The organism is Streptomyces sp. NPDC036984, assembly GCF_055607665.1.
In genome coordinates this window covers 63,769-87,206 of sequence record NZ_JBVJRL010000013.1, presented here as the reverse complement: position 1 = coordinate 87,206, position 23,438 = coordinate 63,769, and the positions used below count along the sequence as shown (strand labels likewise).

Here is a 23,438-nt window from a genome sequence, read left to right as displayed (position 1 = left end):
GCGCCGACCGGGCATGAGTACGGCTACTCAGTTCGCACCCGCGCATCGGGGCGGCGCGGCTGCTCGCCCGGTCGCACCAGCCCCGTCTCGTAGGCGAGAACCACCGCCTGGGCGCGGTCGCGCAGGCCGAGCTTGGCGAAGATGCGGGCGACATGGGATTTGACCGTGGCCTCGCTCAGGGTCAGCTCGGCGGCCAGTTCGCCGTTGGACAGGCCGCGGCCCATCAGCTCCAGCACCTCCCGCTCGCGCGGGGTCAGGGCGGCCAGGTCCGCGGGCACGGCGGGGGGATCTGCTCGGCATCGGCCGCGTACCGCTCGACCAGGCGCCGGGTGATCTGCGGGGCCAGCAGGGAGTCGCCGGTGCCGACGAGGCGTACGGCCGCCGCCAGGTGCTCCGGGGTGACGTCCTTGAGCAGGAAGCCGCTGGCGCCGATCGACAGGGCCGTGTACACGTACCGGTCCAGGTCGAAGGTGGTCAGCATGAGCACCCGGCAGTCGGGGGCGTCGGCCAGGATGCGCCGAGTGGCCTCCAGGCCGTCCATGACCGGCATGCGGATGTCCATGAGGACGACGTCCGGCTTCAGTTCGCGGACCGCGGCGACCGCCTCGGCGCCGTCGGCGGCCTCGCCGGCCACCTCGATGCCCCGGGCGGTGAGGATCAGCCGGAATCCGGTGCGGATCAGCGTCTGGTCGTCGGCGATCAGGACGCGGGGCGCCCGCTCGGGCGCGTCCGGGGTCACGGGCGGTCCAGGGGTATGCGGGCGCGTACGCGGAAGCCGCCGCCGAGTCTGCGCCGGGCGTCCAGGTCACCGCCGTAGACGGCGACCCGCTCGCGCAGGCCGAGCAGTCCGCGCCCGGTGCCCTCGCCGTGCGGTTTCGGCGCGGCCGGTCCGGGGCTGTCCGTCCAGCTGAGCGGGTCGAACAGCGTCACCACCACCATCGTCGGCTCCGCGACAGGCCTCACCCTGATGCTGGCCCTGGTCGCCTCCCTCGGCGTGTTCAACACAGCCGTGCTCAACACCCACGACCGGCGCCGCGACCTCGGCATGCTGGAGTCGATCGGCATGACCCCGCGCCAGGTGACGGTGATGACGGTGACGTCGATGGCGGTGCTCGGCGCGCTGGGATCGCTGCTGGGCGTGCCTCTGGGCATCGCCGCCTACCAGGTGGTGGTTCCGCGCATGGCCGCGGGCGTGGACATCGTCCTGCCCGCGTACATGACGGACGTCTGGCATGCGCCGGTCCTCGCGCCGCCGGCTCTCGCCGGTGTCCTGGTCGCCGTCATGGGCGCCTTGGGTCCCCGCCCGGCGCGCGGCCCGGCGCGCGGTCGCGGAGGTGCTGCACAACGAGTGAGGCCCGGGTGCCGCAACCGGTCAGGATCAAAGAAGCCGCGGCGGGCTACCCCGCCCTAGCGTGTAAGCACCGACGAGGAACCCCGTCGGGCCACGCACCTCAGAAGGAGTGAGTTCCATGACCGCCGGCCTCCAGACGATCATCTACCCCGTCAAGGACCGGGAGCGGGCCAAGGCCCTGTTCACCGCCCTGCTGGGGGTCGAGCCGTACGTCGACGAGCCGTACTACGTCGGTTTCAAGGCCGCGGGGCAGGACGTCGGTCTCGACCCGAACGGGCATGCGCAGGGTCTGACCGGGCCGGTGCCGTTCTGGCACGTCACCGATCTCCGGGAGCGGCTCGCCGTCCTGCTGGAGGCCGGCGCCGAAGTACTCCAGGACGTGCGGGACGTGGGCAACGGACGGCTGATCGCCTCCGTGAAGGATGCCGACGGCAACCTGATGGGGCTGCTCCAGGATCCGGCCGCCTGAGCCTCGTCCGGTCGCTCCCGCCCGCACTAGTTGCACACTCAACGATTGGCCGGTTCGGTGCTACCGTGCGGTTATGGCAGTCAAGACGGCCGACACCCGGCTCGAGGAACGGTGGCGGGACATCCTCTCCGTGCACGCGCGCACGATGTGCGAGATCGACCGCGCGCTGCACCCCCACGGGCTGGGCGCCAGCGACTTCGAGGTGCTGGACATCCTGGCGTCCTCGTCGCCCGGGGAGGGCGACCAGTGCCGGGTGCAGAACCTCGTCGGGCGGGTCCATCTCAGCCAGAGCGCCCTGTCCCGGCTGATCGGCCGGCTGGAGAAGGACGGACTGGTGGAGCGCTCGGTGTGCGCGGAGGACCGGCGCGGGGTGTGGGTGGCGCTCACCCGGAAGGGCCGCGAGCTGCACGCCGAGGTGCTGCCCCTCCAGCGGGCGGTGCTGGAACGCATGCTCGCGGAGCAGGAGCGCTAGAGCACCAGCTCGGTCCCGTCCGGCAGCACCTCGACACCGTGCTCGGCGACATGCGCGCGTGCGGGTGAGGCGGGGTCCAGGAGCGGGTTGGTGTTGTTGAGGTGGGTGTAGACGCGGCGTACGCCGGGGTGGCGGGCCAGCGCGGCGAGGGTGCCGGCCGGCCCGGTCACCGGCAGGTGGCCCATGGCGGCCTGCCCGGCGCCGGAACGCACCGCCGTGCCCATCTCGTCGGCGGCGAAGAACGTGCCGTCCAGCAGCACACAGTCGGCCCCGGCGCACAGCTCCTCCAGGGCGGGGCTCCAGGAGCCGACGCAGGGCGCGTACACCAGCACTCCTCCGCTGGCCAGATCCTCGACGCGGTACGCCGTCACCCACGGACCCGCGGGCGCGGGTGCCTGCGCCGGAACGTACTTCGGGATCTTCGCGCCCATCGGATGGGCGGTCACGACGAGGCCGCCGGCCAGCACGAAGCCACCGTCGGCCAGGCTGTCGACCCACTCCCAGGGCGCGTAGCGGCCCAGCGCGGCGCGGACCGGGGCGAGGACGGCGCGTACCGGCGGCGCGGCGTAGACCTTCAGGCCGGCCGCGCCGCGCAGCTCGCTCAGGCCGGTCACATGGTCGGCCTCGGCGTCGGTGAGGAGCACTCCGCGCAGCGGGGTGTCCCGGGGGCCGGGGCCGGGCCACAGGGCAGGCGTGGCGGCGAGCTGGGTGCGCAGGTCGGGGGAGGCGTTCAGCAGCCACCAGTCACGGCCGTTGCCGGTGACGGCGACACACTCCTGCGCCCGGGACGGCAGCTTGCCGTCCCGGGCGGCGGTGCACAGCGCGCATGCGCAGTTCCACTGTGGGAAGCCGCCCCCGGCGGCAGTACCCAGCAGGACGACCCTCACGGCCATCGGCTCCTTCACGCTCGCCCGGACTTGTCTCCCGCTGGGATCTTCCCTCCGGATGAGCCGGTGACCACCGGCGCCGGAGAGCAGTTCCGGCCGTCCTTGCCCGCGCGGTTCGCCGCCCGTCAGGGGCGTCTCAGGGGCGCCGGATCACCGGGCCAGCAAGGTGCGCACTCCCTGTGACGTGAGGGTCAGCCCGTGGGCGGAGCTGCCGTCGATGGCGAGGGAGAGGTCCTCCTCGGGCCACTGCGCGGCGAGCGCGCCGAGCGGGATCAGGCGGTAGCGCGAGACGAACGGCAGCAGTTCGGCCATCTCGCCCTCCGAGGTGAACACCGGGACGACCGGGTCGCCTCCGGGCTGTTCGAGGACGGGCAGAGCCACCGTCGTGGCGTCGGCACCCTCCCCGTCCACCGCGTCGTCGGGCACCGGGACGAGTACGTCACTGTGCGCGAGGGTGTCCAGGGCGGACTGGTCCTCGGCGTTCACGGCCAGCGCGTCCAGTGCCTGCTGGGCGGGCGTCGGCAGGTGGTCTTGTGCGGGTGTCTCCATGGCAGATCCCCAGGTAGCGGCGGTCGTACAGGCCGCCCGGACGGGCTGGTGCCCGGGCGTGCTCCCGCCTCGCGTACCCGGTGGGGTGCGGGGCATGCGCGAGGAAGACCTCGATCTCCATCGGGGGGTGCGGGGGCGCGCCCGACACGGGGACGCGTCGATGACCGACCGAGCCCCCCCGCTGCGACGGGAATGACGAACCGCCCTGGCTCGGTCAGCCGTTCGGCCGGTGAAGCGGCTGCCGGCTCACCCGAAGCCGAGGGTCGGCTCGGCCGCCCGGGCGAGGATCTTGCTGATCGGCTGGTGCGCGAGCGGGGCCCCGTTCACTGCTCGGCCTGCGCGAGGAGGTCGGCGATGGTGGTGATCCGGACCAGCGGCCGGTACAGCTCCATCACCTGGAGGGCCCTGACGTGGGAGTCGTCGTCCACGCCGGCGCAGGCGTCCGCCACGACCAGCACCTCGGTGCCGGCGTCGGCGGCGGCCAGGGCGGTGGACAGCACACAGCAGTCGGTGCTGACGCCGGCCAGCACCAGACGGCCGTCCGGGCCGACGCGGGCGGCGAGCTCGGGGGTCCACTTGCCGAAGGTGGTGGTGTCCACGACGTGGTCCGCGAGGTCGGCGAACTCGTCGGTCAGCGCCCAGAGTTCGGCATCCGGGGACCGGCGGGCGAAGGGCCACTCGTCGTAGTAGGCGCGCCAGGCGCCGACCGGCCGCTCGGGGGCCAGGAAGCGGGTGAAGGTGACGCGGCCGGCGAAGGCCGGCAGCAGGCTGCGGACGCCCGCCGCCGCGTCGGCGTACCGCGGGGTGGCCCAGGGGCTCGCCGGGTCGGCGAAGACGCGCTGCATGTCGATGACGGTGAGGTGTCCGGCGCTCATGGGTTCAGCACCCCCTCGTCGGGCGCCGGGCTGGGGGCCTGGGCCTCCTGCTTCCGGATCCGGTCCCGGCCCAGCAGCAGCGTGCCGAGGAAGGCGAGCGCCAGGGCGACCAGGACGCCCAGGTTGGCGTAGGCCCAGGCGCCGGTCCTGCCGCCGAGGCCCAGGGGCTCCAGGAGGTAGCCCTGCCAGCTCAGCCAGCTCGCCGCGGAGTTGGTGACCAGGCCCCAGCCGACTGCCGTGGCGGCGAGGGTGAGGAACAGCGGGAGGAGGGGGACGTCGCCGTAGCGGCCGTGCGGGCGGTACAGGTCGCCCTCGTCGTAGTCGCGGCGGCGCAGGGCCAGGTCGGCGAGCATGACACCGGCCCAGGCCGCGATGGGCACGCCGAGCGTGGTGAGGAAGCCCATGAACTGGCCGAGGAAGTTGTCGGCGAAGAACACGATGTAGATCGCGCCGGCGATCATCAGCACGCCGTCGAAGAACGCGGCCAGATAGCGCGGCACGCGCAGGCCTGCCGAGAGCAGGGCCAGGCCGGAGGAGTAGATGTCGAGGACGGCGCCGCCGACCAGGCCGAGGACGGCGACCACGGCGAACGGCACCAGGAACCAGGTCGGCAGGAGCGTCGTCAGCGCGCCGATGGGGTCGGCCGCGATCGCCGTGCTCAGCTTCTCGGAGGAACCGGCCAGCAGCAGGCCGAAGACCAGCAGGACCAGCGGCGCCAGGGAGGCACCGAAGGCGGTCCAGCCGATCACGCCCCGGCTGGAGGAACCGCGGGGCAGATAGCGGGAGTAGTCGGCGGCCGCGTTGACCCAGCCGAGGCCGAAGCCGGTCATCATGAACACCAGCGCGCCGACGAATTCCTGCGCCGAGCCCGCCGGGATGTCCGCCACCGTGCTGCCGTGGATGTGGTCGGCGACCAAGGCGATGTAGACGATCGTGAGCACGCCCGTGATCAGGGTGATCCAGGTCTGGAGCCGCATGATCAGGTCGAAGCCCATGACGCCGCCGACGACGGTCAGTGCGGCCACCACCAGCAGGCCGACCACCTCGGTCTCGGTGCCGCCACCCCAGCCGAGGCGGCTGAAGACGGTCGCGGTCGCCATCGTGGCGAGCGCGGTGAGGACGGTCTCCCAGCCGACGGTGAGCATCCAGGAGATCACGGACGGCAGCCGGTTGCCGCGCACGCCGTACGCGGCCCGGCTGAGGACCATGGTGGGCGCCGAGCCGCGCTTCCCGGCGACCGCGATGCAGCCGCACAGCAGGAACGAGACGACGATGCCGAGCACGCCGGCGGTGAGGGCCTGCCAGAACGAGATGCCGAAGCCCAGCGCGAAGGCGCCGTAGCTGAGGCCGAGGACGGAGACATTGGCCCCGAACCAGGGCCAGAACAGGCTGCGCGGGGTGCCCCGCCGCTCCGCGTCCGCGATCACGTCGAGCCCGTGCGTCTCCACCTGGAGCGAGCGGCCGGTGGCTCCGCCGTCCGGAGAGTCCTGCGGATACGTCATCGCCGAGCCACCTGCCCCACCTGTCCGGACGTGTTCGATCACGCTAGGTCGGCACCCTGGGGGCGTCAAGGCGGCCCGAGGGCGGTGCCGGCCACCCGCGGCTCAGCAGGTCAGCGGTCGAACTCCTCGTGGATCGGGGTCTTCGGCTCCTCCCGCAGATGCTGGGCGAGACCGGGCTTGCCGCCGTGCCGGGCCTGCTCCGCCCGCTGTCCGGCGTCGAGGCCGAGGTCCGAGTCCGGATCCACCCGGACCGACCTCGCCACCTCCGCCTTGCCGGCGTACTCCTCCGCGGGCATGCCGCGCAGGGCCGTGACGACCTCCTCGGAGGCGCCTGCCTCCCGTGCGGCCGAGACCAGCCGGTCCTTGTCGGCCGGGTAGGTCACGTCCTTCACCGCGTCCAGCACCTCGGGGACGCTGGTGTGTGCCGTGCTCATGACGCCTCCCTACGCGTCGTCCGCGTCGTCCGCGTCCGAGTTGTCGTCGGCGGGGTCGGCTCCCTCCGCCTGGGACGGAGTGGTGCGGGGCGGCTGCTCCTCCTCGGGGGCGTCCGCCACCCGCTCGCCCTCGGCCTGGGAAGGGGTGTTCTCGCTCATCGGGTCCTCGCAGACATACCGTGCCGGTTCCGAAGACCCCGAGTACCCGTGCGCCGCGGGACCCATCAGCCGCCGGAATCCTGGAATCCGCTTCTGCCCGGTGGGTACCTGACCAGTCCGGCGCAGCATGCGGCGCCGGTCGCAAGACCGAGACCATCTCACCGCCTGGAGGAACCATGGCGGGTATCACCCCACCTGATCTGCAGAAAGCCCTGTCCGGCGCGGAGTACCCGGCCAACCCCGAGCAGCTTCGGAAGGTCGCCGAGAACAACCACGCGCCCAAGGAGATCACCGAGCGGATCTCCCACCTCGGCAAGAAGAAGTTCGAGAATCCCGCCGAGGTCAGCAAGGCCGTCTTCCAGAACGAGTGACGGCGTCCCGCCCCAGGTGCGCGGCGGCCGGGCCTTCGGGCTCCGGCCGCCGCGCGGGTCCGGACGGGGGGACGCCGGGGCCCGCGGGTTCGGGGAGGGTGCGGAACAGCAGCCAGCTCAGCACCGGCATCAGCACCAGCGGGGCCAGGGCGGTGCGCAGCGACGTGGCGTCGGCGAGTCTGCCGATCAGGGGGCTCGTCAGCCCGCCGATGCTCACGGTCAGTCCGAGGGTGATGCCGCCGGCGGTGCCGATCCGTGAGGGCAGGTAGTCCTGGCCGAGCGTGACCTGGAGGGAGAAGGGGACGTACAGGCCGGCGGAGGTCAGGGCCACGCACAGGTAGAGGGCAGGGCCGGGGACGAACACCACGCCCGCGACCGCCGCCACGGAGAGCAGGTACGACCAGCGGCACACCGTGACCCGGTCCCAGCGCCCGGCGAGCCTGCCGCCCAGCACCGAACCGGCCGCGCCGCCCAGATAGAGCACGAACAGCGCGGCCGTACCGGCGACCGTGCTGCCGCCCAGGCGCTGCGCCGCGTACAGGGACAGGAAGCTGCTCAGGCCGGTGAACACGACCGAGCGGCACACCACGGCCAGCGTCAGCCTCAGGAAGGACGCCCTGTCGTCGGCGCCGGCCGCCGGTGTCGTACCGCGAAGCCGCTGCCACTGGGCGGGTGCGCGCAGGACGGCCAGGTTCAGCGCCGCGCCGGCGAGCGCGGGCAGCACCAGCAGCGGGGTCCAGCGCAGTCCGCCGGTGCCCACGACGGCGGTGACCAGGAGCGGGGCCAGGGCGAAACCCAGGTTGCCGCCCAGCGAGAACCAGGCCATGGCGCTGTGGCTGCCGCCGCCGGCCAGCCGGGCGACGCGGGCGGACTCGGGATGGTAGGCGGCCACGCCGGCCCCGGACAGCGCCACGCAGGCCAGGGTGAGCGCGTACGAGCCGCTGCTCCCGCTCAGCGCGATGCCCAGGCCGGCCAGGAGCGTACTGGCCGGCAGCAGCCAGGGGATCGCCCGGCGGTCGGTGAGCGCGCCGAACAGCGGCTGCGCCACCGAGGAGAGCAGGGAGGCGGCCAGCACGACGCCCGAGGCGGCGGCGTAGCCGTAGGCACGCTCGGCGATGAGGAACGGGATGAGGGACGCCACGGCCCCTTGGTAGACGTCGACGCAGGCATGCCCGACGGACAGCAGGATGATGGATGCTTTCCTTCGCACCCGGCCATGCTCTGGCCCGGCCCGCCTGACGCGCTTTCGATAAACTGCCACATGATGCCGCAGATCCGCCATGATCCGGTCGCCCCCACCCGCACCCAGCGGCTGGCCTCCGGCGCGGGGATATCCGCCCACCGGCACGACGACCATCAGATCGTCTACGCGCGCCGGGGCGTACTGGCCGTCACCACCGACGCGGGAACCTGGATCGCCCCGGCCGACCGCGCCATCTGGGTGCCGGCCGGGACCGTGCACGCCCACCAGGCACACGGCGCGCTCGACCTGCATCTGGTGGGGCTGCCCGCGACCGAGAACCCGCTCGGCCTGGACGCGCCGACCGTGCTCGCCGTCGGCCCGCTGCTGCGCGAACTGATCGTCGCCCACACCCGGGCCCCGGACGACGGCAGTCCCGAACGGGCGCGGCTGCGCGCGGTGTTGCTGGACCAGCTGCGCGCCTCGCCCCAGCAGCCGCTGCACCTGCCGACGCCCGCGTCACCCGTGCTGCGCGCGCTGTGCGACATCCTGCGCGCCGATCCTGCCGACGGCCGCACCCTGGCGGAGCTGGGCCGGGAGGTGGGGGCGAGCGACCGTACCCTCTCCCGGCTGTTCCGCCGCGACCTCGGTATGACGTTCCCGCAGTGGCGCACCCAGATGCGGCTGCACCACGCGCTGGTCCTGCTGGCCGAGAAGACGCCGGTGACGACCGTGGCGCACCGCTGCGGCTGGTCCTCGGCCAGCGCGTTCATCGACGTCTTCCGGCGCACCTTCGGGTACACGCCGGGCAGCGCAGCGGCGGCGGCACGGCCGTACGGCGATCCCGTCGGCCGGGCCGCGCAGCCGTGACAGCCCGTCCGGGGCGGCGGCTCACATCTTGGCGCCGAAGTCCTGCGTCCACCACGGTCCGCCGGAGCCGTTGTGGACGCCCACGCCGATGTTCTTGAACGAGCAGTTGAGGATGTTGGCGCGGTGACCGGGGCTGTTCATCCAGGAGTCCATGACCGCCTGCGGGGTCTGCTGGCCCCGGGCGATGTTCTCCCCGTACGTGGACCAGCGGTAGCCCGCCGCGGTGATGCGCTCGCCGGGGCCGTTGCCGTCCGGGTCCGTGTGGTCGAAGAAGCCGCGGGCGGCCATGTCGTCGGAGAGGCCCTGCGCGGCCCTCTCCAGTTGCGGGTCCTCGGTGACCGGACCGCACCCGGCCGCGGCCCGCTCCTTGTTCACCAGCGCGACCACCTGCGCCACCGTGCCCACGGGGGCCGACTGCGGCTGCGGGGCCCGGGAGGTGCGCACGGGCGCGGGCCGCTCGGCCCGGGGTGTGCTGCTCGTCCGCGCCGGGCGGGGGCTCTTGGAGGCACCCGGCTTCTTCGAGTGCGACGCGGACGGCGACGGGGACGCGGAGGGTGACGCCGAGGTCTCGGCGGCGCTGGGTTCGGCGAGGTCCACGGCGGGCGCGCCGGCGGCCCGCGCGGCGGTCGTGTTCTTGGTCTCCGGTCCCGAGTCGGTGCCGAAGTACCAGAGCCCGCCGCCCGTCAGACAGGCCGCCACCACGGCGCCCCCGACGGCCCGCCGCCGCACGCGCCGGCGCCGACGCGCCTCGCCCCGGGCCGCCGTACGGCGACGAGCGGCCCGCAGCCCGACCGGGGCGTCCGCCCGGGACCCGGCCAAGTCCGCTCCGGAGCCACCCGCGTCCGAGCCCGAGCCGTGCAAGTCCACTCCGTGGGCCCCCGCGTCCGTCCCCGAGCCGTGCATGTCCGCTCCGTGGCTCCCCTCGTCCGGTCCGCCGGTGGCCCCGTCCATGGCCAAGGCCACGGTCTGCGGGTCCGACGGCGGGATCGGGGCGGACGAGCCCGCCGCGGTCACACCGGCCGCCGCGGACCGTGTGGTCGCGAGCAGCACCGGCGACGCCGCGATCAGGGCCAGCCCGGCCAGCAGGCCCTCCGCGGGCAGCAGGCCGCTCCACAGGCCGCCGCAGCGCGCGCACTCCCGGGCGTGCCGGGCTATTCGCTTGCGCCAGAGGGCGGACGGCACGCCGTCCCAGGAGGCGAGCACACCGCGCAACTCCGTGCAGGCGGGGTGCGCGTCGAGTGCCCGTACGACCACCCGGGCCGCCTCCAGGCGCGCCTTCATCCGCTGCACCCGAACGGCGGTGTGCTGCGGCGACACGCCCAGGGCCGCGGCCACCTCGGCCCGGGTCAGCTCACCGGCGCACTCCAGCCACCACAGCGACAGCACCTCCCGGTCGTCCGGCTCCAGCCAGCGTGTGGCACGCGCGGTCTCCTGGCGCTGGCCGGACAACTGGAGCCGGACGATGGTCAGGTCCACGAAGTCGGCGCCCGGATCGGCGAGGTCGCCGGCCTCCTCCACGGCGCCCGGCGCGAGTTGCCGGTCCTGCCAGTGCGCCCGCACCCGGTTCATGGCGATGGCCACGAGCCAGGAGCGGAAGCTCTCCGGGGTGCGCAGGTCGCCGAGCGAGTCGAGGGCCCGGAGCATGGTCTCCTGGACCACGTCGTCGACGTCGACCGAACCGTTCAGGGCCCGCCCCACGATGTTGTACACCAGCGGGAGGTAGGCGCTCACCAGGGCGTCCTGGGCCGCCGGGTCGCCCGCTCGGGCGGCGTTCACCAGTGCCGCCGGATCCACCGTGTGCTGTGTCCTCATCAAACTTCCCTGTCGTCGACGCCGAACGATGCTGTCCGCTGACTGGGAGACCGCTGGGCGCGGTGCCGATAACAGTTCTTCGGAAAGTCGTTCGACGCGAGACTCACAGGGGCGGCACGAGGGCCGCAATGGAGAAGGTCACACGGGCCGGCCCGCCGCGGTACGGCGGACCGGCGGCCGACGCGGTCAGGAGGGCTTGGCCGCCGTCACCGGCGTCACCGTGACCTTGTCGTCGCACTCGGCGAACAGCCCGTCTTCCAGGGCGACTTGGTGTGCTCCGGCGCCGGGCAGGCCGACCACCAGCGTCGGATAGGTCGAGGGCGTCGCGCCGGACGCGCAGTACCCGTCCGCCTCGCCCTGCACCTGCACGAAGGTCAGCTTCACCCAGGCCCTACCGCTCGGCGCGAGCCGTACGGCGGACGCGGTGCCCGTGGGGGTCACCTTGAACGGGATGGAGTGCTGCGGTGAGCCGTTGGCCGCCCCGGCCACCGTCGGGTGGCCGCGCAGCACGCAGGCGGCCCCGGAGACGTTGGTGAACCGCACGATCGCCGCCCCGGTGCCGGTGCCCGGGGGCCGTACGGAGGCCTGGTACGCCGTCGCCTCCAGCGCCTTCACCGTGCAGGGCGGCACGGTGCCCGAGGTGGTGTGCGCGGCCGGGGAGGCAGTGGCGGGCGACGCGGCCGGGGCGTCGCCGGCGGGGCTGGCGGCGGACGTCGTCGAGCTCCCCGGGGAGGCGGCGGCCGGAGAAGCCGAGGACGGCGCGGAGGCCGCGGCGGTCGGCGTCGCCTTGGCTTCGGGTGCTCCGCCGCCCGCCTGGCAGGCCGCCAGGGACAGGGTGGCCGCGATCGTGGCCAGGGCCGCCGCGGTGGCGCGGCCGGTGGGTCGGTGCTGCATGGATTCCCCCGATGTCTTCTGTGCGTGGTGCGTGGTCAGGAAACCGGCACGAGGCCGGTGCTCAGCCGGTGCTCGGCCCGTGCTCGGCCCGTGCTCACCGGTACAGACCGGGCGCAGCGCTCCCGGGTTCCCCTGTGCTTCCGCTGTGACACGGCGGTGACGTGTTCAGGTCCGGACGGGCACAGAAGCCGGGCCGGGCCGGGGATGGATCCGAGGGGAAGAGAGCCGCACGGAGCGGTCCGCGGCGGCGTGGCGCGCGCCGGGCCGGGGCGGTCCGCCGCGAGGATGGCGCTCGGTACGAGCCGACTGGGAGGCGGGTGTACGGATATGACGGTGAACCGTGTCGGCCTGGTCGTGCACGGCGGACGGGCGGAGGCCGTGGCGGCGGCGGGCGCCGTGCACGCGTGGTGCGCCGAGCACGCCGTCGGGTGTGCCGACATCGACGTGTGGCAGGAGGGCGAGCGGCACCACGCCCGGGAGGAGATCGACGCGGCGGGCGATCCGGACCTCATCGTCACCCTGGGCGGTGACGGGACCTTCCTGCGCGGTGCCCGGCTGGCGGCCGAGAACGACGCCCTCGTCCTCGGCGTCGACCTCGGCCGGGTGGGCTTCTTGACGGAGGTCCCCGCCACGGCGGTGCGCGAGGCGCTGGACGCCGTGCGGGAGGAGCGGATCACCGTCGAGAGCCGGATGCTGCTCACCCTGCGGGCGTCGTGCCGGCTGGAGGTGCCGCGGGACATGGAGGAGCTGATGCGGTACGGCCGTGGGCCGCTGCTGCCCCCGCCCCAGGTACGCATGGAGTGCGAGGTGGGTGACGACTGGGGGGTGGCCCTGAACGTGACCGCGCTGAACGACATCGTCGTGGAGAAGCTGGCCAGGGACCGGCAGGTGTCGGTCGGCGTCTATCTGGCGGGCCGGCTCCTCGCGTCCTACTCGGCCGACGCGCTGCTGGTCGCCACGCCGACGGGCTCCACCGCGTACAGCTTCGCCGCCGGCGGTCCGGTCGTCTCGCCGCGCGCCGAGGGGCTCATCTTCACGCCGGTCGCCCCGCACATGGCGTTCAACCGGTCGGTCGTGGCCGCCCCCGACGAGCCGATCGCCCTGAAGGTGCTCGAGCGGTCGGGCCGGGCCGCCGTCAGCATCGACGGCCAGGTGCGCGGTGTCCTCAATCCCGGCGACTGGATCGGCGTGTATGCCGCTCGCCGCCGGCTCAAGGCGGTCCGGCTCGGTCCGATGGACTTCTACAGCCGGCTGCGGGAGCGCATGCACCTCACCGACGCGCCGGCCGCGCTCGCCGACGGGGACGCCGCTCCGCTGTGGCCGGTGACCACACCGCCGCCGGGCGACCTGGCCCACCTGGCGCTGCCCGCGGCGCCCGGCGGCACTCCCCCGCCGTCCTGAGTCGAGGGCTGTCCCGGACCAAGACTCAGAGCGGGGCGCCCAGGGTCCGCCGGAGCTCCTCGAAGGCGGTGGGACGAGGGCGCTCCCGGAGCAGGTCGCGGATGCGCAGGGCGCACTCCCGCGGGGACAGGACGCCGGTGTCGACGTCCAGGTCGTGCGGGCCGTGCGCGTGGACGTGCGGGTACTGGAGGGCGGCGAGCCCCGGCTGCCGGTCCCCGCGCGCGCGTTCCCGGCGCTCCAGTTCCGGCAGCGGACAGCGGACCGCGACCAGGACCGTGTCCCGCGGTTCGAGCAGGCCCAGGAGGTCCAGCAGGCGCCAGCGGCGGCTCAGCGGGTGGTCCACGACGAGGTTGTTGCCCGCCGCGGCCATCCCGGCGACGGCGCGGTGGAAGCCCTTGGCGGTGCGGTCGATCTCGGCCTGGAGGTCCGCGTCGGCGATGGGCCGGCCGCCGCGCATGCTGTGGAAGGCGTCGACGGGCAGATGGAACCAGGTGCCGTCGAGGACGTCGAGCAGGGCCCGGGCGATACTCGACTTGCCGGAGCTGGAGGCGCCGTTGAGCAGGACGACCGTACCCCCGGCGGGTGTGTCGGGGATGCGGGCGTGGGCCGGGTCGTCGGCGGTCATCGGTTCGCCTCAGCCGGTGACCAGCGCGAGGGTGAAGCCGTCGTACCCCTTGGCGCCGACGGTCTGCAAGGTGGTGGCGGTCAGCCGCGGGTGCTCCGCGATGAGTTCGGTGAAGCGGCGCACGCCCTGGACGCGCGGGTCGGTGACGGCCGGGTCGGCGACCGCGCCGTCGCGGACGACGTTGTCGCCGATGATGACGCTGCCGGGCCGGGTGAGCCGCAGCGCCCACTCCAGGTAGTCCGGGTTGCTGGGCTTGTCGGCGTCGATGAAGACCAGGTCGAAGGGGCCGGCGCCCTCGTCGGCCAGCCGGGGCAGGGTGTCCAGGGCCCGGCCGGTGCGGATGTCCGCCACGGCGTCGAGCCCGGCGCGGGCGAGGCTGGCCGCCGCGACGGCCGCGCAGCGCTCGTCGGCCTCCAGGGTGACGAGCCGGCCGTCCGCCGGCAGGGCCCGGGCGAGCCAGATGGTGCTGTAGCCGCCGAGCGTGCCGATCTCCAGGATGCTGCGGGCGCCCTGGATGCGGGCCAGCAGGTGCAGGAGCTTGCCCTGGTTGGGGGCCACCTGGTGCGGCGGCAGCCCCGCCGCCTCGCTGTCCGCGACGGCGTCGAGCAGGGCCGCGTCCTCCTCCACGAGCAGACCGTTGAAGTAGTCGTCGACGGCTTGCCAGGTCTGCTGCACCATGTGCGTTCCCTTTCGATACCCACTACCTTCCCTGAGGGAACCTACTAGAGGCCGGTGGCGGTCCGTCAACGGTTGTCCGCATACCTGTCAGCTCGGGGAGTACGACGATGAGTCCACGGCGTGTGGCCGACGACGCGTGCGGCATCGCGCAGGCCGCGGCGGTGGTGGGCGACTGGTGGAGCCTGCTGGTGCTGCGGGAGGTCGCGCGCGGGCACGTGCGCTTCGACCGGCTGGCGCAGGAACTGGCCGTCTCCCGCAAGGTCCTCGCGGAGCGGCTCCGCACTCTGACCGACCATCAGGTCCTGGAGCGCCGCCGCTACCAGGACCGCCCGCCGCGCCATGAGTACGTGCTGACCGAACAGGGCCGGGGCCTGCTGCCCGTCCTGGTGGCGCTTCAGGACTGGGCCGACCGGTGGCTGCTGGGCGACGGCACGCTCACCGGCGAGGCACCCGACGACGGCGCGGAGGCCCGCCGCGTCGCGGCCCTGGCCGGCGAGCGCGTACCCACGGACCTGCGCCTGCCGGGGACCGACGGGCACCTGCACGACCCCGTGGCCGAGGACGCGCGCGCCACCGTGCTCTTCGCCTACCCGGCCACCGGCGTCCCCGGCCTCCCGGCCGGCCTGGCCGCGCCGCCCGTCCCGGGCGGCTCCGGGTGCACGCTGGAGAACCGGCAGTTCCGCGCCGCCTGGCCGCGGTTCGCCGCGGCCGGGGTCGCCGTGCGCGGGGTGAGCACCCAGTCGCCGCCGGAGCAGGCCGCGTTCGCGCGGGCCGAGGAGCTGCCTTTCCCGCTGCTGTCGGACGGCCGGCTCCAGCTCACCGCGGCGCTGCGGCTGCCGGCCTTCCGCGCCGGACAGGACTTGCGCATCAAGCGGCTCATCCTGGTCGTCGGCCCGGACCGGACGGTACGCCACACGCTCTTCCCCGTCAGCGACATCCCCGCCGCCGTCGACCGGGCCCTCGCCCTCGCCACGGCGTCGGGGCCGGACCGGGCCGGCTGAGGCGGCCGTGCGCGGGGCCCGGTATTGCCCGCGAAAAGCGTGCGGGAGACCGCGGGCCGGGGCCGGAGATGACCCGGATGGCCGTTCGAACCCCGGGGCGCTGAGCACCGGGTGTGCCCCCTGTGGTCGTATATTCCATGGTGCGCTTGAGCGTCTCGTCGTCCGTGGTCCTCGATCGCACCGGAGAACGGCCGCCAGGGCCGTACCGTAACGTGGGCAAGCCCCACCGGAATAAGGAGATTTTGATGTCGTCAGTCGAGCTCAACACCAACTTCGGACGCATCGTGCTGGAACTCAACGACGCCGAGGCGCCCAAGACCGTCGAGAACTTCCTGGCGTATGTGCGCAGCGGCCACTACGACGGCACGATTTTCCACCGGGTAATTAACGGCTTTATGATCCAGGGCGGCGGTTTCACCCCGGACATGCGCCAGAAGCCCACCATGGCGCCGATCCAGAATGAGGCCGACAACGGCCTGAAGAACAACAACTACACCGTGGCGATGGCGCGGACGAGCGACCCGCACTCCGCGACGGCCCAGTTCTTCGTCAACGTTTCGGACAACGCCTTCCTCAACTTCTCGTCGAAGACCCCGAACGGCTGGGGCTACACCGTGTTCGGCCGGGTCACCGAGGGTCAGGACGTCGTCGACTCCATCAAGGGAGTCAAGACGGGCAGCCTGCAGGGACACCAGGACGTCCCCACGGAGTCCGTGGTCATCGAGTCCGCCAAGGTTCTCGGCTGACGCACACCGCCGGGGCGGCACCGGTCCGTCGGTGCCGCCCGCGTCGCGTCCCGTTCACCGGCTCAGACCGCCGCTCCATCGGTGAGGCCGAGCCGTCGTAGCGTGGCCTCGATCCGGGCCAGCACGGCCTGCTGCTGCGCCACCAGATAGAAGTGGGCTCCGGGGTAGACATGGAGCTCGAACGGGCCGTCGGTCTCCTCGGACCAGGAGCGGGCCTCGTCGGGGGTCAACCGGGGGTCGGCGTCGCCGGTCATCATGACCACGGGACAGCTCAACCCGGGCCCGGGCGTGCGCTCATAGGTCTCCACCGCGTGATAGTCGGCCCGCAGCGCGGGCAGGATCAGCTCCAGCATCTCCTCGTCCTGGAGCAGGGCGGCGTCGGTGCCGTCCAGCTTGGTGAGCTCCTCGATCAGCCGCGTGTCGTCGCCCGCGTAGAGCGTCTCGGTCCGCCGGTCGGACGGAGACCGGCGGCCGGAGGCGAAGAACACCGCGGGCGGCCGCCCGGCGGCCTCCAGCAGCCGGGCCAGCTCGAAGCCGACCATGGCGCCCATGCTGTGCCCGAACAGGGCCAGCGGCGTGTCCTCCCGCTCGTCCAGCGCGCGGAACACCCCGTGCGCGAGTTCCTGGACGGAGCCCGCCACGGGGTCCTCCCTGCGGTCCTGGCGGCCCGGGTACTGCGCCGCGAGCACGTCGACCGTCGGCGACAGGGCCTTGGAGACGGAGAAGAAGAAGCTCGCGGAGCCGCCGGCGTGCGGCAGGCAGAGCAGCCTCGGCGCACCCGGCGCCGCCTGATGGAAGCTGCGCAGCCACATCTGGTGCTCTGCGCTGGACCGGTCGGCCATGTGTCCCCCTCGGTGGAACGTGCTGTGTGCGAAGTGTGCTGGTACCGACCGTACTTGGACCTCGACGCCCGGAGGAGGGCGGCCTGGCGCGGCCGGCCGGGGGAGGCACTGGACAGTGGCCGCCCACGCTCCTTAGACTCACCGTCTAGAGATAGACAAGAAATCAAAGGTGCGCGGGAGAGACCCGGGAGAGGCCCATGGACGACCTCGCACATGGTGCGGACGCGGACAGCGCGGACGCCATGGACGCGGACGGCGCGGACGCGGACGGCGCGGACGAGCACCTCATCCGGGAGGCAGAGAAGATCGCCGTCGCGCTGGGCCGCATGTTCCCCGGCCTGTGCGAGGTGGTGCTGCACGACCTGCGGGACCCGGACCAGGCCATCCGCGCGATCGAGAACAACCTGTCGGGACGTCAGGTCGGTGACTCCGCAACGGAGTTGGGCCTCGCACGGATCGCCGATCCGGAGTACCCCAGCGTCATCCAGAACTATCCCAACCGGTTCCCCGACGGCCGCCCGGCGAAGAGCACGTCCATCGGCATCAAGAACGCCGCCGGCGAGTACATCGCGGCACTGTGCCTGAACCTCGACGTGTCCGTGCTCTCCCCGGTGACCCTCGCCCTGTCGAACCTCGTGGCCACGGACACCGACCACCGCGATCAACCCCTGGAGGCCCTGCGGGACCGCACCGCGCGCGAGCTGCGCGAAGCGGTGGAGGCCCGGGCCGCCGAGCGCGCCACCACTCCCCGCTCCCTGAGCCGGGAGGACAAGAAGGCGCTCGTACGACAGCTCCAGCGCGACGGCTACTTCGACTCGCGCGACGCCGCGCAGACCATCGCGGACCTGCTCGGCGTCTCCCGGGCGACGGTCTACAACTACGCGAAGTGAAGGGCCACGCGACCATGGGCACCGCCCCCTCCCCCGCCACCCGGACCCTGGCCGGCCCCGACACCCCGTTCGCCGTGGTGGACGTGGACAGTACGCGGCGCGGGCCAGGAGCACGGCACCCTCACCGCGCGCGACGGCGCCCCGCTGCCCGAAAACTACCCGTCGGCACCCGCCTGCGCGTCCTGCCCAACCATGCCTGCGCCACGGCCGCCCAGCACCACGGCTACCACGTCATCGACGGCTCCCGAGCCGCCGCAGCCTCCGCGCCCTCGATCGAGGCGTACTGGCCGCGCATCACCGGCTGGTGACCCGCACAGCCGTCGGTCCACCCTCCTTCCGCCCTCCTCCCGCCCTCCTCCCGCCCTCCTCCCACCCCTCCAAGGACACCCCATGGCCACCGCACTGCCCGTTTCCTTCGACGACGTCCGCGAGGCCGCCGAGCGCCTCAAGGGCGTCGTCCACCGCACACCCGTCCTCACCTCCCGCACCCTGAACTCCCTGGTCGGCGCCGAGGTGTTCATCAAAGCCGAGAACTTCCAGCGGATCGGGGCCTTCAAGTTCCGCGGCGCCTACAACGCCGCCTCCCGCCTCCCCGCCGACCAGCTGGCGAAGGGCATCGCCGCGTACTCCTCCGGCAACCACGCCCAGGCCACCGCGCTGGCCGCCCGCGAACTGGGCACCAAGGCCGTCATTCTGATGCCCGAGGACGCACCCCGGTCCAAGCTGGAGGCGACCACCGGCTACGGCGCGGAGGTCGTCACCTACGACCGCTACACCCAGGACCGCTCCGCCCTCGGGCAGGCCCTGGCCGCAGACCGCGGCCTGGCCCTGATCCCGCCCTACGACCACCCCCACGTGATCGCCGGCCAGGGCACCGCCGCGCTCGAACTCCTCGAGGACACCGGCCCGTTGGACGCGCTCATCGTGCCCGTGGGGGGTGGCGGTCTCATCGCCGGCAGCGCCGTCGCCGCCACGGCCCTGCACCCCGGCATCCGGGTCATCGGCGTCGAGCCGGCGGCGGGCGACGACACCAAGCGCTCCCTGGAGCAGGGCGCACGCGTCACCATCCCGGTCCCCCGGACCATCGCCGACGGCCAGGCCCTGGACACCCCCGGCGAGATCACCTTCCCCATCAACCAGCGGCTGCTCGACGCGATCGCCCTCGTCAGCGATGCCGAGATCATCACCGCGATGCGCTTCGCCTTCGAGCGCCTGAAGATCGTCCTGGAGCCGAGCGGCGCCACGCCCCTGGCCGCCCTCCTGGCCGGTCATGTCGCCGACCCCCCGCGCCGGATCGGCATCATCGCGTCCGGCGGCAACATCGGCGTCGACCGCTTCGCCGAACTCGTCACCCGCTGAGCCCTTCACCGGAAGGCGGCGGACGACGGTGAGGCACTCGACCTCGCCCCCCGCGGCGCGGTCCACGGAGGCGGCACCCGCATCATGGGGGCCCGGACCCCCGCACCTCCGTCGTCGACGCCCCGGCGCACCCATGACCACCGGGCTGCGCCGCCCGCGGCGGCCCCGGACCGGAGGGGTAGAGCACGCCCCGCAGCGCCCGGGGCCGGAATCCCGGGCGCTGCGGCCGCCGCCGTGGCGTGACGCCCTGGTGGTCAACCGGCCCTCGGGGCGTGCATCATGCGGGGACGAGGCAGGCGTACGGCGGGGGAGCCGATGGTCAGCGAGGTGCGGCGGGACGAGGACGGCGCCGGGGCGGCGGAACGGCAACAGGAGCTGGCCGAAAGCCTCCGGGAGGCCTACCGGCTGCTGGACACCCCCACGGGCCGGCCGCCCGCCGAGGCGCTGGGCCCGGTGATCAACCGGCTGGGCCGCCTGGAGACCGCGTTGGCGGAGCACGGTGAGGAATTCTCCGGCTGCTTCATCGTCCTGGGTCTCCTGCTCGGCGCGTCCTGCCTGGCGAGGAGCGAGTATCCCTCGGCCGGTACCGGTTCCCCGGAGCGGGCGGCAGCGCTGCAGCGCCTGCGGTGGGCGGATCGTCACGGGCCGCCCACCGACCTGCTCGCCATACAGGCCCGCATGATGCTGGTCTTCCTGCTCGCGCCCTGGGCCCTGCCCCGCCCCGACGGCGCCAGCACCGTCCTGCGGAATGCGCTGCTCACCACCGACCACTCGGAAGACCTGCTGACCGAGTCGTTGCGCCGGGATCTCAGCGAGGCCCAGGAGGTCGTCGACCGGATCGCCGCGGCCCCGCTCGGCGCGGAGCTCCAGCAGCGGACCGCGAGGGTCAAGCGGGTCATCGGACGGATGCTGGGCTCCGGGGCCGTCCGCTCGGACTCGACGGCCGAACCGACGGCGCCTGCCGCCGAGGCAGTGGCCACGGGCGGGGCCGCAGCCGGTGGCGGGCAGGCCGGCGGGGACGCGGACGATCCCGAGAGCGCGCTGCTCGACGCCGTACGCGGCCTGGTGGCGCTGGCCGGCGCACGCAGCACGGCGACGTTCACCCGCATTCTGGTCTGGCTGACCGTGGAGTTGCGGGGACGGACCGGCAACCACAGGGGCGTGCTGGGGCTGGACGCGCAGGCCACGGCGCTGCTGGATCGGGCCGCCGCGGGCAGCGCAGCCGGCGCGGACGGCCTGCGCCGTGCCGCCGGCCTGGCACTGCGGGCCCTGCACGCGCTGCCACCGGACACACCCGAACGGGCCCGGGTCGCCAGACTCCACGCCTACCTGCTGGTCATGGCGGAGGAACGGGAGCCCGGATCGGTCGACTTCCGCACCGCCGAGCGGCCCACCCCGGACCCGGCCGACGACAGCGGCAACCGTCTCGGCGACTGGCCGGCCGGCCTGCTCCTGGCTCCCGGTCTGGCCGCCCGTCTCGACAGCGCCGTACGGGACTACGCCGCCGAGCGCGGTGTGCGCGAGCGGCGCCACGCGGCCCGCCTCGACCGCTTCCTGGCCTACCGGACCGGCGATACCGGCTACCTGGACGACGCGGCCGCCCTGCTCCAGGAGGCGATCGACGCGATCCCGGACTCCTGGTGGGTCACGGATCTACGGGTGGAACTGGCCGAGATCCAGGAGCAGGCCGCCTCGTACAGCGGCAGCTTCCACGACGCGGACAGCTCCCTGGCCACCACGCGCGAGCTGGACGCGGCCCTGCGGCACGACGGCTCCCTGCCGCTCGAGGCGCCGTTCACCCTGAAACTGCTGCTGTCCACCGCGGACCGCGAGCTGCGCCATGCGCAGCGCACCGGAGACCACGAGGCCCTGCCGCGCCTGGCCGAGGAACTGCGCGCCCGGCAGGCCGCTCTGCCGCCGGACAGCGAGTGGCGCGGCAAGCTGGCGGAGCGGCTGCACCGGCTGGACGAGCTGGGCGCGGACGGGCGGCAGGCGACCGGGCCCGAGGAGCACCGGCAGTTCGAAGGCGAGTACGCCGCCGAGCGGGCGGCCCTGGCCCGCTCGGTCACCAGAGTGCTGCGTGAATTCGAAGCGCCGGAGGCGTATCACCAGCAGGAGTACGACCGGCGGGCCGCGCTCGGCCTGCGGCTGTACCTCTCCGTGCTGCGCGGCGAGCAGGACCCGGCGGTGCTGGACGGCGCCATCACCGAGCTGACCCGCGCCCGCGCGCTGCTCGCCGAGGGACGCGGCGGAACGCGCCGTGTGTACGTCCTGGGGAAGCTGGCCGAGGCCCACCTCCTGCGCGGCAACCGCGGTGGCCCGCGTCCCGCCGAGGACGGCTGGGCGTACGTGGAGATCACGCGCGAGGCGCTGGACGAACTGGCCGCCGACGTGCTGCTCCAGGCCGGCGCCGACCACGGCCTGTCCGCGGCCCTCAACGGCGACGTGCTGTCGGCGCGGCTGGCGTTCGCCGCCCTGCTCATGCGCCGGCCGGCCGAGGCGGTGGCCGCTCTGGAGAAGGGGCGCGCCCTGGTGCTTCAGGCCACCGCCGCTTCCCGGAGCATTCCCGAGCTCCTGGACGCCGCCGGTCAGCCCGGACTGGCCCGGCGGTGGCGGGCGCAGGTCCCGGTGAACCCGCTGCGGCCGGAGACCGGCGGGGTACCGCACGCCTCGACCGGCGCCCCGCCGATCCCCAGCGCCCTGCGGCGCGACGCCCTGGCCGCGCTGGGGGTCCGTCCCCGCCCCGGGCAGGGCCCGGGCACCCGCCAGTTGACCGGCGCGGCGGACGTGGCGGCGCTCACCGAGGGCCTCACCCTCTCGGGCACGGACGCGTTGGTCTACCTGATGCCGGCCGAGCCCCTGCCCTCCCACTCGTTCCCCGGCCACGCGCTGATCCTGCGTCCCGGCGCCGAGCCCGCCATGCTGCCGCTGCCGGAGTTGATCGATCCGGGCTGCGCGCCGCTGGAGCGGTACCTCGACGCCGCGGCGCGGCGTTCCCAGGCGCTCGCCGACCCGCGCATGCACGGGTCGTGGAAGGCCGCCCACGACGCGCACTGGCAGGTCGTACTGCGCGAGTTGTGCGACTGGGCCTGGCCGGCGGTGATGGAGCCGGTGCTCGCGGCGGTGCGCCCGCAGCCGGCCACCGAGCGGTCACCGGCCCGGCCGCCGCGGATCGTGCTGGTGCCGTGCGGCCGGCTCGGCGTCGTCCCGTGGCACGCCGCACGGACCGAACGTGCCGACGCCCACGGCCACCGGTACGCCTGCCAGGAAGCCGTCATCAGCTACGCCCCGTCCGGCACGCAGTTCCTCGCCGCGGCCGGCCGGCGGCGGATGTCCCCCGCCGACGGGCGGCAGGTGCTCGTCGCCGACCCGGAGCTCACCCTGCCGTGGGCCGAGGTGGAGGCGGCCACACTGCGCGCCTCCTGCTACCCCGGCGCCCTCCGGTACGGCGAGTTCCTCACCAGTGCCGACGCACCGGACGCGGCCGGGACGCCGGCGGAGCTGCTCGATGTGCTGCCCGGCGGTGCGTCGCCGGCGTCCGTGGTGCACCTGGCCTGTCACGCCTGGGCCGCGCCGCGCCCCACCGACTCCGCGCTGCGGCTGGCCGGCCCGCCCGGCGGCGGTCGGGACGCCGGCCGGCTCACCGTGGCCGGCATCCTCGACGGTGCCGCCGGTGTCCGGCCGGACACCGCCGGACCGCTGGTGGTGCTCAGCGCCTGCGAGACCGACCTGAGCACGGGCCACCACGACGAGGCGCTGACCCTCGCCACCGCGCTGGTCACGAGCGGCGCGGCCGATGTCGTGGGGTCCCGGTGGGCGGTGCGCGACGGTCCGACCGCCGTGATGATGGCCGTCTTCCACCACCATCTCACCGCCGGCGGGCTGACCCCGCCCGACGCCCTGCGCGCCGCCCAGCTGTGGATGCTCGACCCCGGCCGCGAGCTCCCGCTGTCCCTGGACGAGCCGCTCCGCCGGGAGGCCGCCCGCGCCGACCTCCACCAGCTCCAACACTGGGCGGCCTTCACCCACCAGGGCAACCCGGCGCCCGGGACGGCGGATTGAGACGGGGCT

At 73.9% G+C, this 23,438-nt stretch carries 24 protein-coding genes and 2 pseudogenes; 12 read left to right on the top strand and 14 right to left on the bottom strand.

Annotated features, from left to right (window positions below):
• Positions 1-23: 23 nt before the first annotated feature.
• Both ACZ7DL_RS23445 and ACZ7DL_RS23440 read right to left on the bottom strand, forming a co-directional pair.
• Positions 24-739 (bottom strand): annotated as a pseudogene (locus ACZ7DL_RS23445) (response regulator).
• The gene (locus tag ACZ7DL_RS23440; RefSeq protein WP_470776658.1) at positions 736-939 is read right to left on the bottom strand and encodes an ATP-binding protein; all 204 of its coding nucleotides are present in this window, start codon (positions 937-939) and stop codon (positions 736-738) included. The pseudogene ACZ7DL_RS23445 and the gene ACZ7DL_RS23440 overlap by 4 nt, the downstream one beginning before the upstream one ends.
• A 28-nt stretch (positions 940-967) precedes the next feature.
• On the opposite strand from ACZ7DL_RS23440, the gene ACZ7DL_RS23435 reads away from it, so the two are divergent.
• From ACZ7DL_RS23435 to ACZ7DL_RS23425, 3 genes are all read left to right on the top strand, one after another.
• Positions 968-1,411: an ABC transporter permease gene (locus tag ACZ7DL_RS23435; protein ID WP_470776656.1), complete on the top strand. Its 444-nt coding sequence runs from the start codon at positions 968-970 to the stop codon at positions 1,409-1,411.
• Positions 1,412-1,469: 58 nt separating this feature from the next.
• Positions 1,470-1,820: a VOC family protein gene (locus tag ACZ7DL_RS23430; RefSeq protein WP_470776654.1), complete on the top strand. Its 351-nt coding sequence runs from the start codon at positions 1,470-1,472 to the stop codon at positions 1,818-1,820.
• A gap of 73 nt (positions 1,821-1,893) precedes the next feature.
• Positions 1,894-2,292: a MarR family winged helix-turn-helix transcriptional regulator gene (locus ACZ7DL_RS23425; protein ID WP_470776652.1), complete on the top strand. Its 399-nt coding sequence runs from the start codon at positions 1,894-1,896 to the stop codon at positions 2,290-2,292.
• On the opposite strand, the gene pqqB is transcribed toward ACZ7DL_RS23425, so the two are convergent.
• From pqqB to ACZ7DL_RS23395, 6 genes are all read right to left on the bottom strand, one after another.
• Positions 2,289-3,185 (bottom strand): pyrroloquinoline quinone biosynthesis protein PqqB, encoded by an 897-nt coding sequence (pqqB, locus tag ACZ7DL_RS23420; RefSeq protein ID WP_470776650.1) that lies wholly within the window; start codon positions 3,183-3,185, stop codon positions 2,289-2,291. The two genes, ACZ7DL_RS23425 and pqqB, sit on opposite strands and share 4 nt — an antisense overlap.
• A gap of 144 nt (positions 3,186-3,329) precedes the next feature.
• Positions 3,330-3,728 carry an SseB family protein gene (locus tag ACZ7DL_RS23415; protein ID WP_470776648.1) on the bottom strand — a complete coding sequence of 133 codons (399 nt, stop codon included), beginning with the start codon at positions 3,726-3,728 and terminating at the stop codon, positions 3,330-3,332.
• Between the two features lie 323 nt (positions 3,729-4,051).
• Positions 4,052-4,603, bottom strand: coding sequence for a cysteine hydrolase family protein (locus ACZ7DL_RS23410; RefSeq protein ID WP_470776646.1), 552 nt, complete (start codon positions 4,601-4,603; stop codon positions 4,052-4,054).
• Positions 4,600-6,105, bottom strand: a complete 1,506-nt coding sequence (locus ACZ7DL_RS23405) for a purine-cytosine permease family protein (protein WP_470776644.1) — start codon at positions 6,103-6,105, stop codon at positions 4,600-4,602. Before ACZ7DL_RS23405 ends, ACZ7DL_RS23410 begins: the two co-directional genes overlap by 4 nt.
• A 110-nt stretch (positions 6,106-6,215) precedes the next feature.
• Positions 6,216-6,539, bottom strand: a complete 324-nt coding sequence (locus tag ACZ7DL_RS23400) for a DUF2795 domain-containing protein (protein WP_470776642.1) — start codon at positions 6,537-6,539, stop codon at positions 6,216-6,218.
• Between the two features lie 9 nt (positions 6,540-6,548).
• A complete protein-coding gene (locus ACZ7DL_RS23395) occupies positions 6,549-6,698 on the bottom strand; it encodes a hypothetical protein (protein ID WP_470776641.1) in 150 nt (49 codons plus the stop codon).
• A gap of 176 nt (positions 6,699-6,874) precedes the next feature.
• On the opposite strand from ACZ7DL_RS23395, the gene ACZ7DL_RS23390 reads away from it, so the two are divergent.
• A complete protein-coding gene (locus ACZ7DL_RS23390; protein WP_470776639.1) occupies positions 6,875-7,069 on the top strand; it encodes a DUF2795 domain-containing protein in 195 nt (64 codons plus the stop codon).
• On the opposite strand, the gene ACZ7DL_RS23385 is transcribed toward ACZ7DL_RS23390, so the two are convergent.
• On the bottom strand, positions 7,041-8,279 hold the full coding sequence (locus tag ACZ7DL_RS23385; protein ID WP_470776637.1) for an MFS transporter: 1,239 nt from the start codon (positions 8,277-8,279) through the stop codon (positions 7,041-7,043). The genes ACZ7DL_RS23390 and ACZ7DL_RS23385 overlap by 29 nt on opposite strands.
• Positions 8,280-8,333: 54 nt before the next feature.
• Here ACZ7DL_RS23385 and ACZ7DL_RS23380 point away from each other — a divergent pair, with 54 nt between their 5' ends.
• Complete coding sequence (locus tag ACZ7DL_RS23380; protein WP_470776912.1) at positions 8,334-9,119, top strand: AraC family transcriptional regulator; 786 nt, start codon at positions 8,334-8,336, stop codon at positions 9,117-9,119.
• Between the two features lie 21 nt (positions 9,120-9,140).
• Here ACZ7DL_RS23380 and ACZ7DL_RS23375 read toward each other — a convergent pair whose 3' ends face one another.
• Both ACZ7DL_RS23375 and ACZ7DL_RS23370 read right to left on the bottom strand, forming a co-directional pair.
• Complete coding sequence (locus tag ACZ7DL_RS23375; RefSeq protein ID WP_470776635.1) at positions 9,141-10,931, bottom strand: sigma-70 family RNA polymerase sigma factor; 1,791 nt, start codon at positions 10,929-10,931, stop codon at positions 9,141-9,143.
• A 186-nt stretch (positions 10,932-11,117) separates the two neighbouring features.
• Positions 11,118-11,825 (bottom strand): DUF4232 domain-containing protein, encoded by a 708-nt coding sequence (locus ACZ7DL_RS23370; protein ID WP_470776633.1) that lies wholly within the window; start codon positions 11,823-11,825, stop codon positions 11,118-11,120.
• A gap of 327 nt (positions 11,826-12,152) precedes the next feature.
• Between ACZ7DL_RS23370 and ACZ7DL_RS23365 the strand changes: the two genes are divergently transcribed.
• Complete coding sequence (locus tag ACZ7DL_RS23365) at positions 12,153-13,226, top strand: NAD(+)/NADH kinase (protein ID WP_470776631.1); 1,074 nt, start codon at positions 12,153-12,155, stop codon at positions 13,224-13,226.
• 25 nt (positions 13,227-13,251) lie between these two features.
• On the opposite strand, the gene ACZ7DL_RS23360 is transcribed toward ACZ7DL_RS23365, so the two are convergent.
• On the bottom strand, positions 13,252-13,851 hold the full coding sequence (locus ACZ7DL_RS23360) for a chloramphenicol phosphotransferase CPT family protein (RefSeq protein ID WP_470776629.1): 600 nt from the start codon (positions 13,849-13,851) through the stop codon (positions 13,252-13,254).
• Positions 13,852-13,860: 9 nt separating this feature from the next.
• The gene (locus ACZ7DL_RS23355) at positions 13,861-14,529 is read right to left on the bottom strand and encodes an O-methyltransferase (RefSeq protein WP_470776627.1); all 669 of its coding nucleotides are present in this window, start codon (positions 14,527-14,529) and stop codon (positions 13,861-13,863) included.
• Positions 14,530-14,636: 107 nt separating this feature from the next.
• On the opposite strand from ACZ7DL_RS23355, the gene ACZ7DL_RS23350 reads away from it, so the two are divergent.
• Positions 14,637-15,530: a winged helix-turn-helix transcriptional regulator gene (locus ACZ7DL_RS23350; protein ID WP_470776625.1), complete on the top strand. Its 894-nt coding sequence runs from the start codon at positions 14,637-14,639 to the stop codon at positions 15,528-15,530.
• A 245-nt stretch (positions 15,531-15,775) separates the two neighbouring features.
• On the top strand, positions 15,776-16,276 hold the full coding sequence (locus ACZ7DL_RS23345; protein ID WP_470776624.1) for a peptidylprolyl isomerase: 501 nt from the start codon (positions 15,776-15,778) through the stop codon (positions 16,274-16,276).
• Between the two features lie 62 nt (positions 16,277-16,338).
• On the opposite strand, the gene ACZ7DL_RS23340 is transcribed toward ACZ7DL_RS23345, so the two are convergent.
• On the bottom strand, positions 16,339-17,118 hold the full coding sequence (locus ACZ7DL_RS23340) for a thioesterase II family protein (protein ID WP_470776622.1): 780 nt from the start codon (positions 17,116-17,118) through the stop codon (positions 16,339-16,341).
• Positions 17,119-17,360: 242 nt separating this feature from the next.
• On the opposite strand from ACZ7DL_RS23340, the gene ACZ7DL_RS23335 reads away from it, so the two are divergent.
• The 4 genes and pseudogenes from ACZ7DL_RS23335 (at position 17,361) to ACZ7DL_RS23320 (ending at position 23,429) form a co-directional block, all read left to right on the top strand.
• On the top strand, positions 17,361-18,008 hold the full coding sequence (locus tag ACZ7DL_RS23335; protein ID WP_470776910.1) for a helix-turn-helix transcriptional regulator: 648 nt from the start codon (positions 17,361-17,363) through the stop codon (positions 18,006-18,008).
• A 99-nt stretch (positions 18,009-18,107) separates the two neighbouring features.
• Positions 18,108-18,316, top strand: a pseudogene (locus ACZ7DL_RS23330) (DSD1 family PLP-dependent enzyme); the annotation flags it as partial.
• Positions 18,317-18,398: 82 nt separating this feature from the next.
• The gene (locus ACZ7DL_RS23325) at positions 18,399-19,367 is read left to right on the top strand and encodes a threo-3-hydroxy-L-aspartate ammonia-lyase (RefSeq protein WP_470776621.1); all 969 of its coding nucleotides are present in this window, start codon (positions 18,399-18,401) and stop codon (positions 19,365-19,367) included.
• Between the two features lie 279 nt (positions 19,368-19,646).
• Complete coding sequence (locus tag ACZ7DL_RS23320) at positions 19,647-23,429, top strand: CHAT domain-containing protein (RefSeq protein WP_470776620.1); 3,783 nt, start codon at positions 19,647-19,649, stop codon at positions 23,427-23,429.
• Positions 23,430-23,438 lie beyond the last annotated feature (9 nt).

What these genes read in the sequence shown, in the direction of transcription:
- ACZ7DL_RS23440 (WP_470776658.1), bottom strand. Translation starts at nt 939, where the DNA reads ATGGTGGTGGTGACGCTGTTCGACCCGCTCAGCTGGACGGACAGCCCC.
- ACZ7DL_RS23435 (WP_470776656.1), top strand. Translation starts at nt 968, where the DNA reads ATGCTGGCCCTGGTCGCCTCCCTCGGCGTGTTCAACACAGCCGTGCTC.
- ACZ7DL_RS23430 (WP_470776654.1), top strand. Translation starts at nt 1,470, where the DNA reads ATGACCGCCGGCCTCCAGACGATCATCTACCCCGTCAAGGACCGGGAG.
- ACZ7DL_RS23425 (WP_470776652.1), top strand. Translation starts at nt 1,894, where the DNA reads ATGGCAGTCAAGACGGCCGACACCCGGCTCGAGGAACGGTGGCGGGAC.
- pqqB (WP_470776650.1), bottom strand. Translation starts at nt 3,185, where the DNA reads ATGGCCGTGAGGGTCGTCCTGCTGGGTACTGCCGCCGGGGGCGGCTTC.
- ACZ7DL_RS23415 (WP_470776648.1), bottom strand. Translation starts at nt 3,728, where the DNA reads ATGGAGACACCCGCACAAGACCACCTGCCGACGCCCGCCCAGCAGGCA.
- ACZ7DL_RS23410 (WP_470776646.1), bottom strand. Translation starts at nt 4,603, where the DNA reads ATGAGCGCCGGACACCTCACCGTCATCGACATGCAGCGCGTCTTCGCC.
- ACZ7DL_RS23405 (WP_470776644.1), bottom strand. Translation starts at nt 6,105, where the DNA reads ATGACGTATCCGCAGGACTCTCCGGACGGCGGAGCCACCGGCCGCTCG.
- ACZ7DL_RS23400 (WP_470776642.1), bottom strand. Translation starts at nt 6,539, where the DNA reads ATGAGCACGGCACACACCAGCGTCCCCGAGGTGCTGGACGCGGTGAAG.
- ACZ7DL_RS23395 (WP_470776641.1), bottom strand. Translation starts at nt 6,698, where the DNA reads ATGAGCGAGAACACCCCTTCCCAGGCCGAGGGCGAGCGGGTGGCGGAC.
- ACZ7DL_RS23390 (WP_470776639.1), top strand. Translation starts at nt 6,875, where the DNA reads ATGGCGGGTATCACCCCACCTGATCTGCAGAAAGCCCTGTCCGGCGCG.
- ACZ7DL_RS23380 (WP_470776912.1), top strand. Translation starts at nt 8,334, where the DNA reads ATGCCGCAGATCCGCCATGATCCGGTCGCCCCCACCCGCACCCAGCGG.
- ACZ7DL_RS23375 (WP_470776635.1), bottom strand. Translation starts at nt 10,931, where the DNA reads ATGAGGACACAGCACACGGTGGATCCGGCGGCACTGGTGAACGCCGCC.
- ACZ7DL_RS23370 (WP_470776633.1), bottom strand. Translation starts at nt 11,825, where the DNA reads ATGCAGCACCGACCCACCGGCCGCGCCACCGCGGCGGCCCTGGCCACG.
- ACZ7DL_RS23365 (WP_470776631.1), top strand. Translation starts at nt 12,153, where the DNA reads ATGACGGTGAACCGTGTCGGCCTGGTCGTGCACGGCGGACGGGCGGAG.
- ACZ7DL_RS23360 (WP_470776629.1), bottom strand. Translation starts at nt 13,851, where the DNA reads ATGACCGCCGACGACCCGGCCCACGCCCGCATCCCCGACACACCCGCC.
- ACZ7DL_RS23355 (WP_470776627.1), bottom strand. Translation starts at nt 14,529, where the DNA reads ATGGTGCAGCAGACCTGGCAAGCCGTCGACGACTACTTCAACGGTCTG.
- ACZ7DL_RS23350 (WP_470776625.1), top strand. Translation starts at nt 14,637, where the DNA reads ATGAGTCCACGGCGTGTGGCCGACGACGCGTGCGGCATCGCGCAGGCC.
- ACZ7DL_RS23345 (WP_470776624.1), top strand. Translation starts at nt 15,776, where the DNA reads ATGTCGTCAGTCGAGCTCAACACCAACTTCGGACGCATCGTGCTGGAA.
- ACZ7DL_RS23340 (WP_470776622.1), bottom strand. Translation starts at nt 17,118, where the DNA reads ATGGCCGACCGGTCCAGCGCAGAGCACCAGATGTGGCTGCGCAGCTTC.
- ACZ7DL_RS23335 (WP_470776910.1), top strand. Translation starts at nt 17,361, where the DNA reads ATGGACGCGGACGGCGCGGACGCGGACGGCGCGGACGAGCACCTCATC.
- ACZ7DL_RS23325 (WP_470776621.1), top strand. Translation starts at nt 18,399, where the DNA reads ATGGCCACCGCACTGCCCGTTTCCTTCGACGACGTCCGCGAGGCCGCC.
- ACZ7DL_RS23320 (WP_470776620.1), top strand. Translation starts at nt 19,647, where the DNA reads ATGCGGGGACGAGGCAGGCGTACGGCGGGGGAGCCGATGGTCAGCGAG.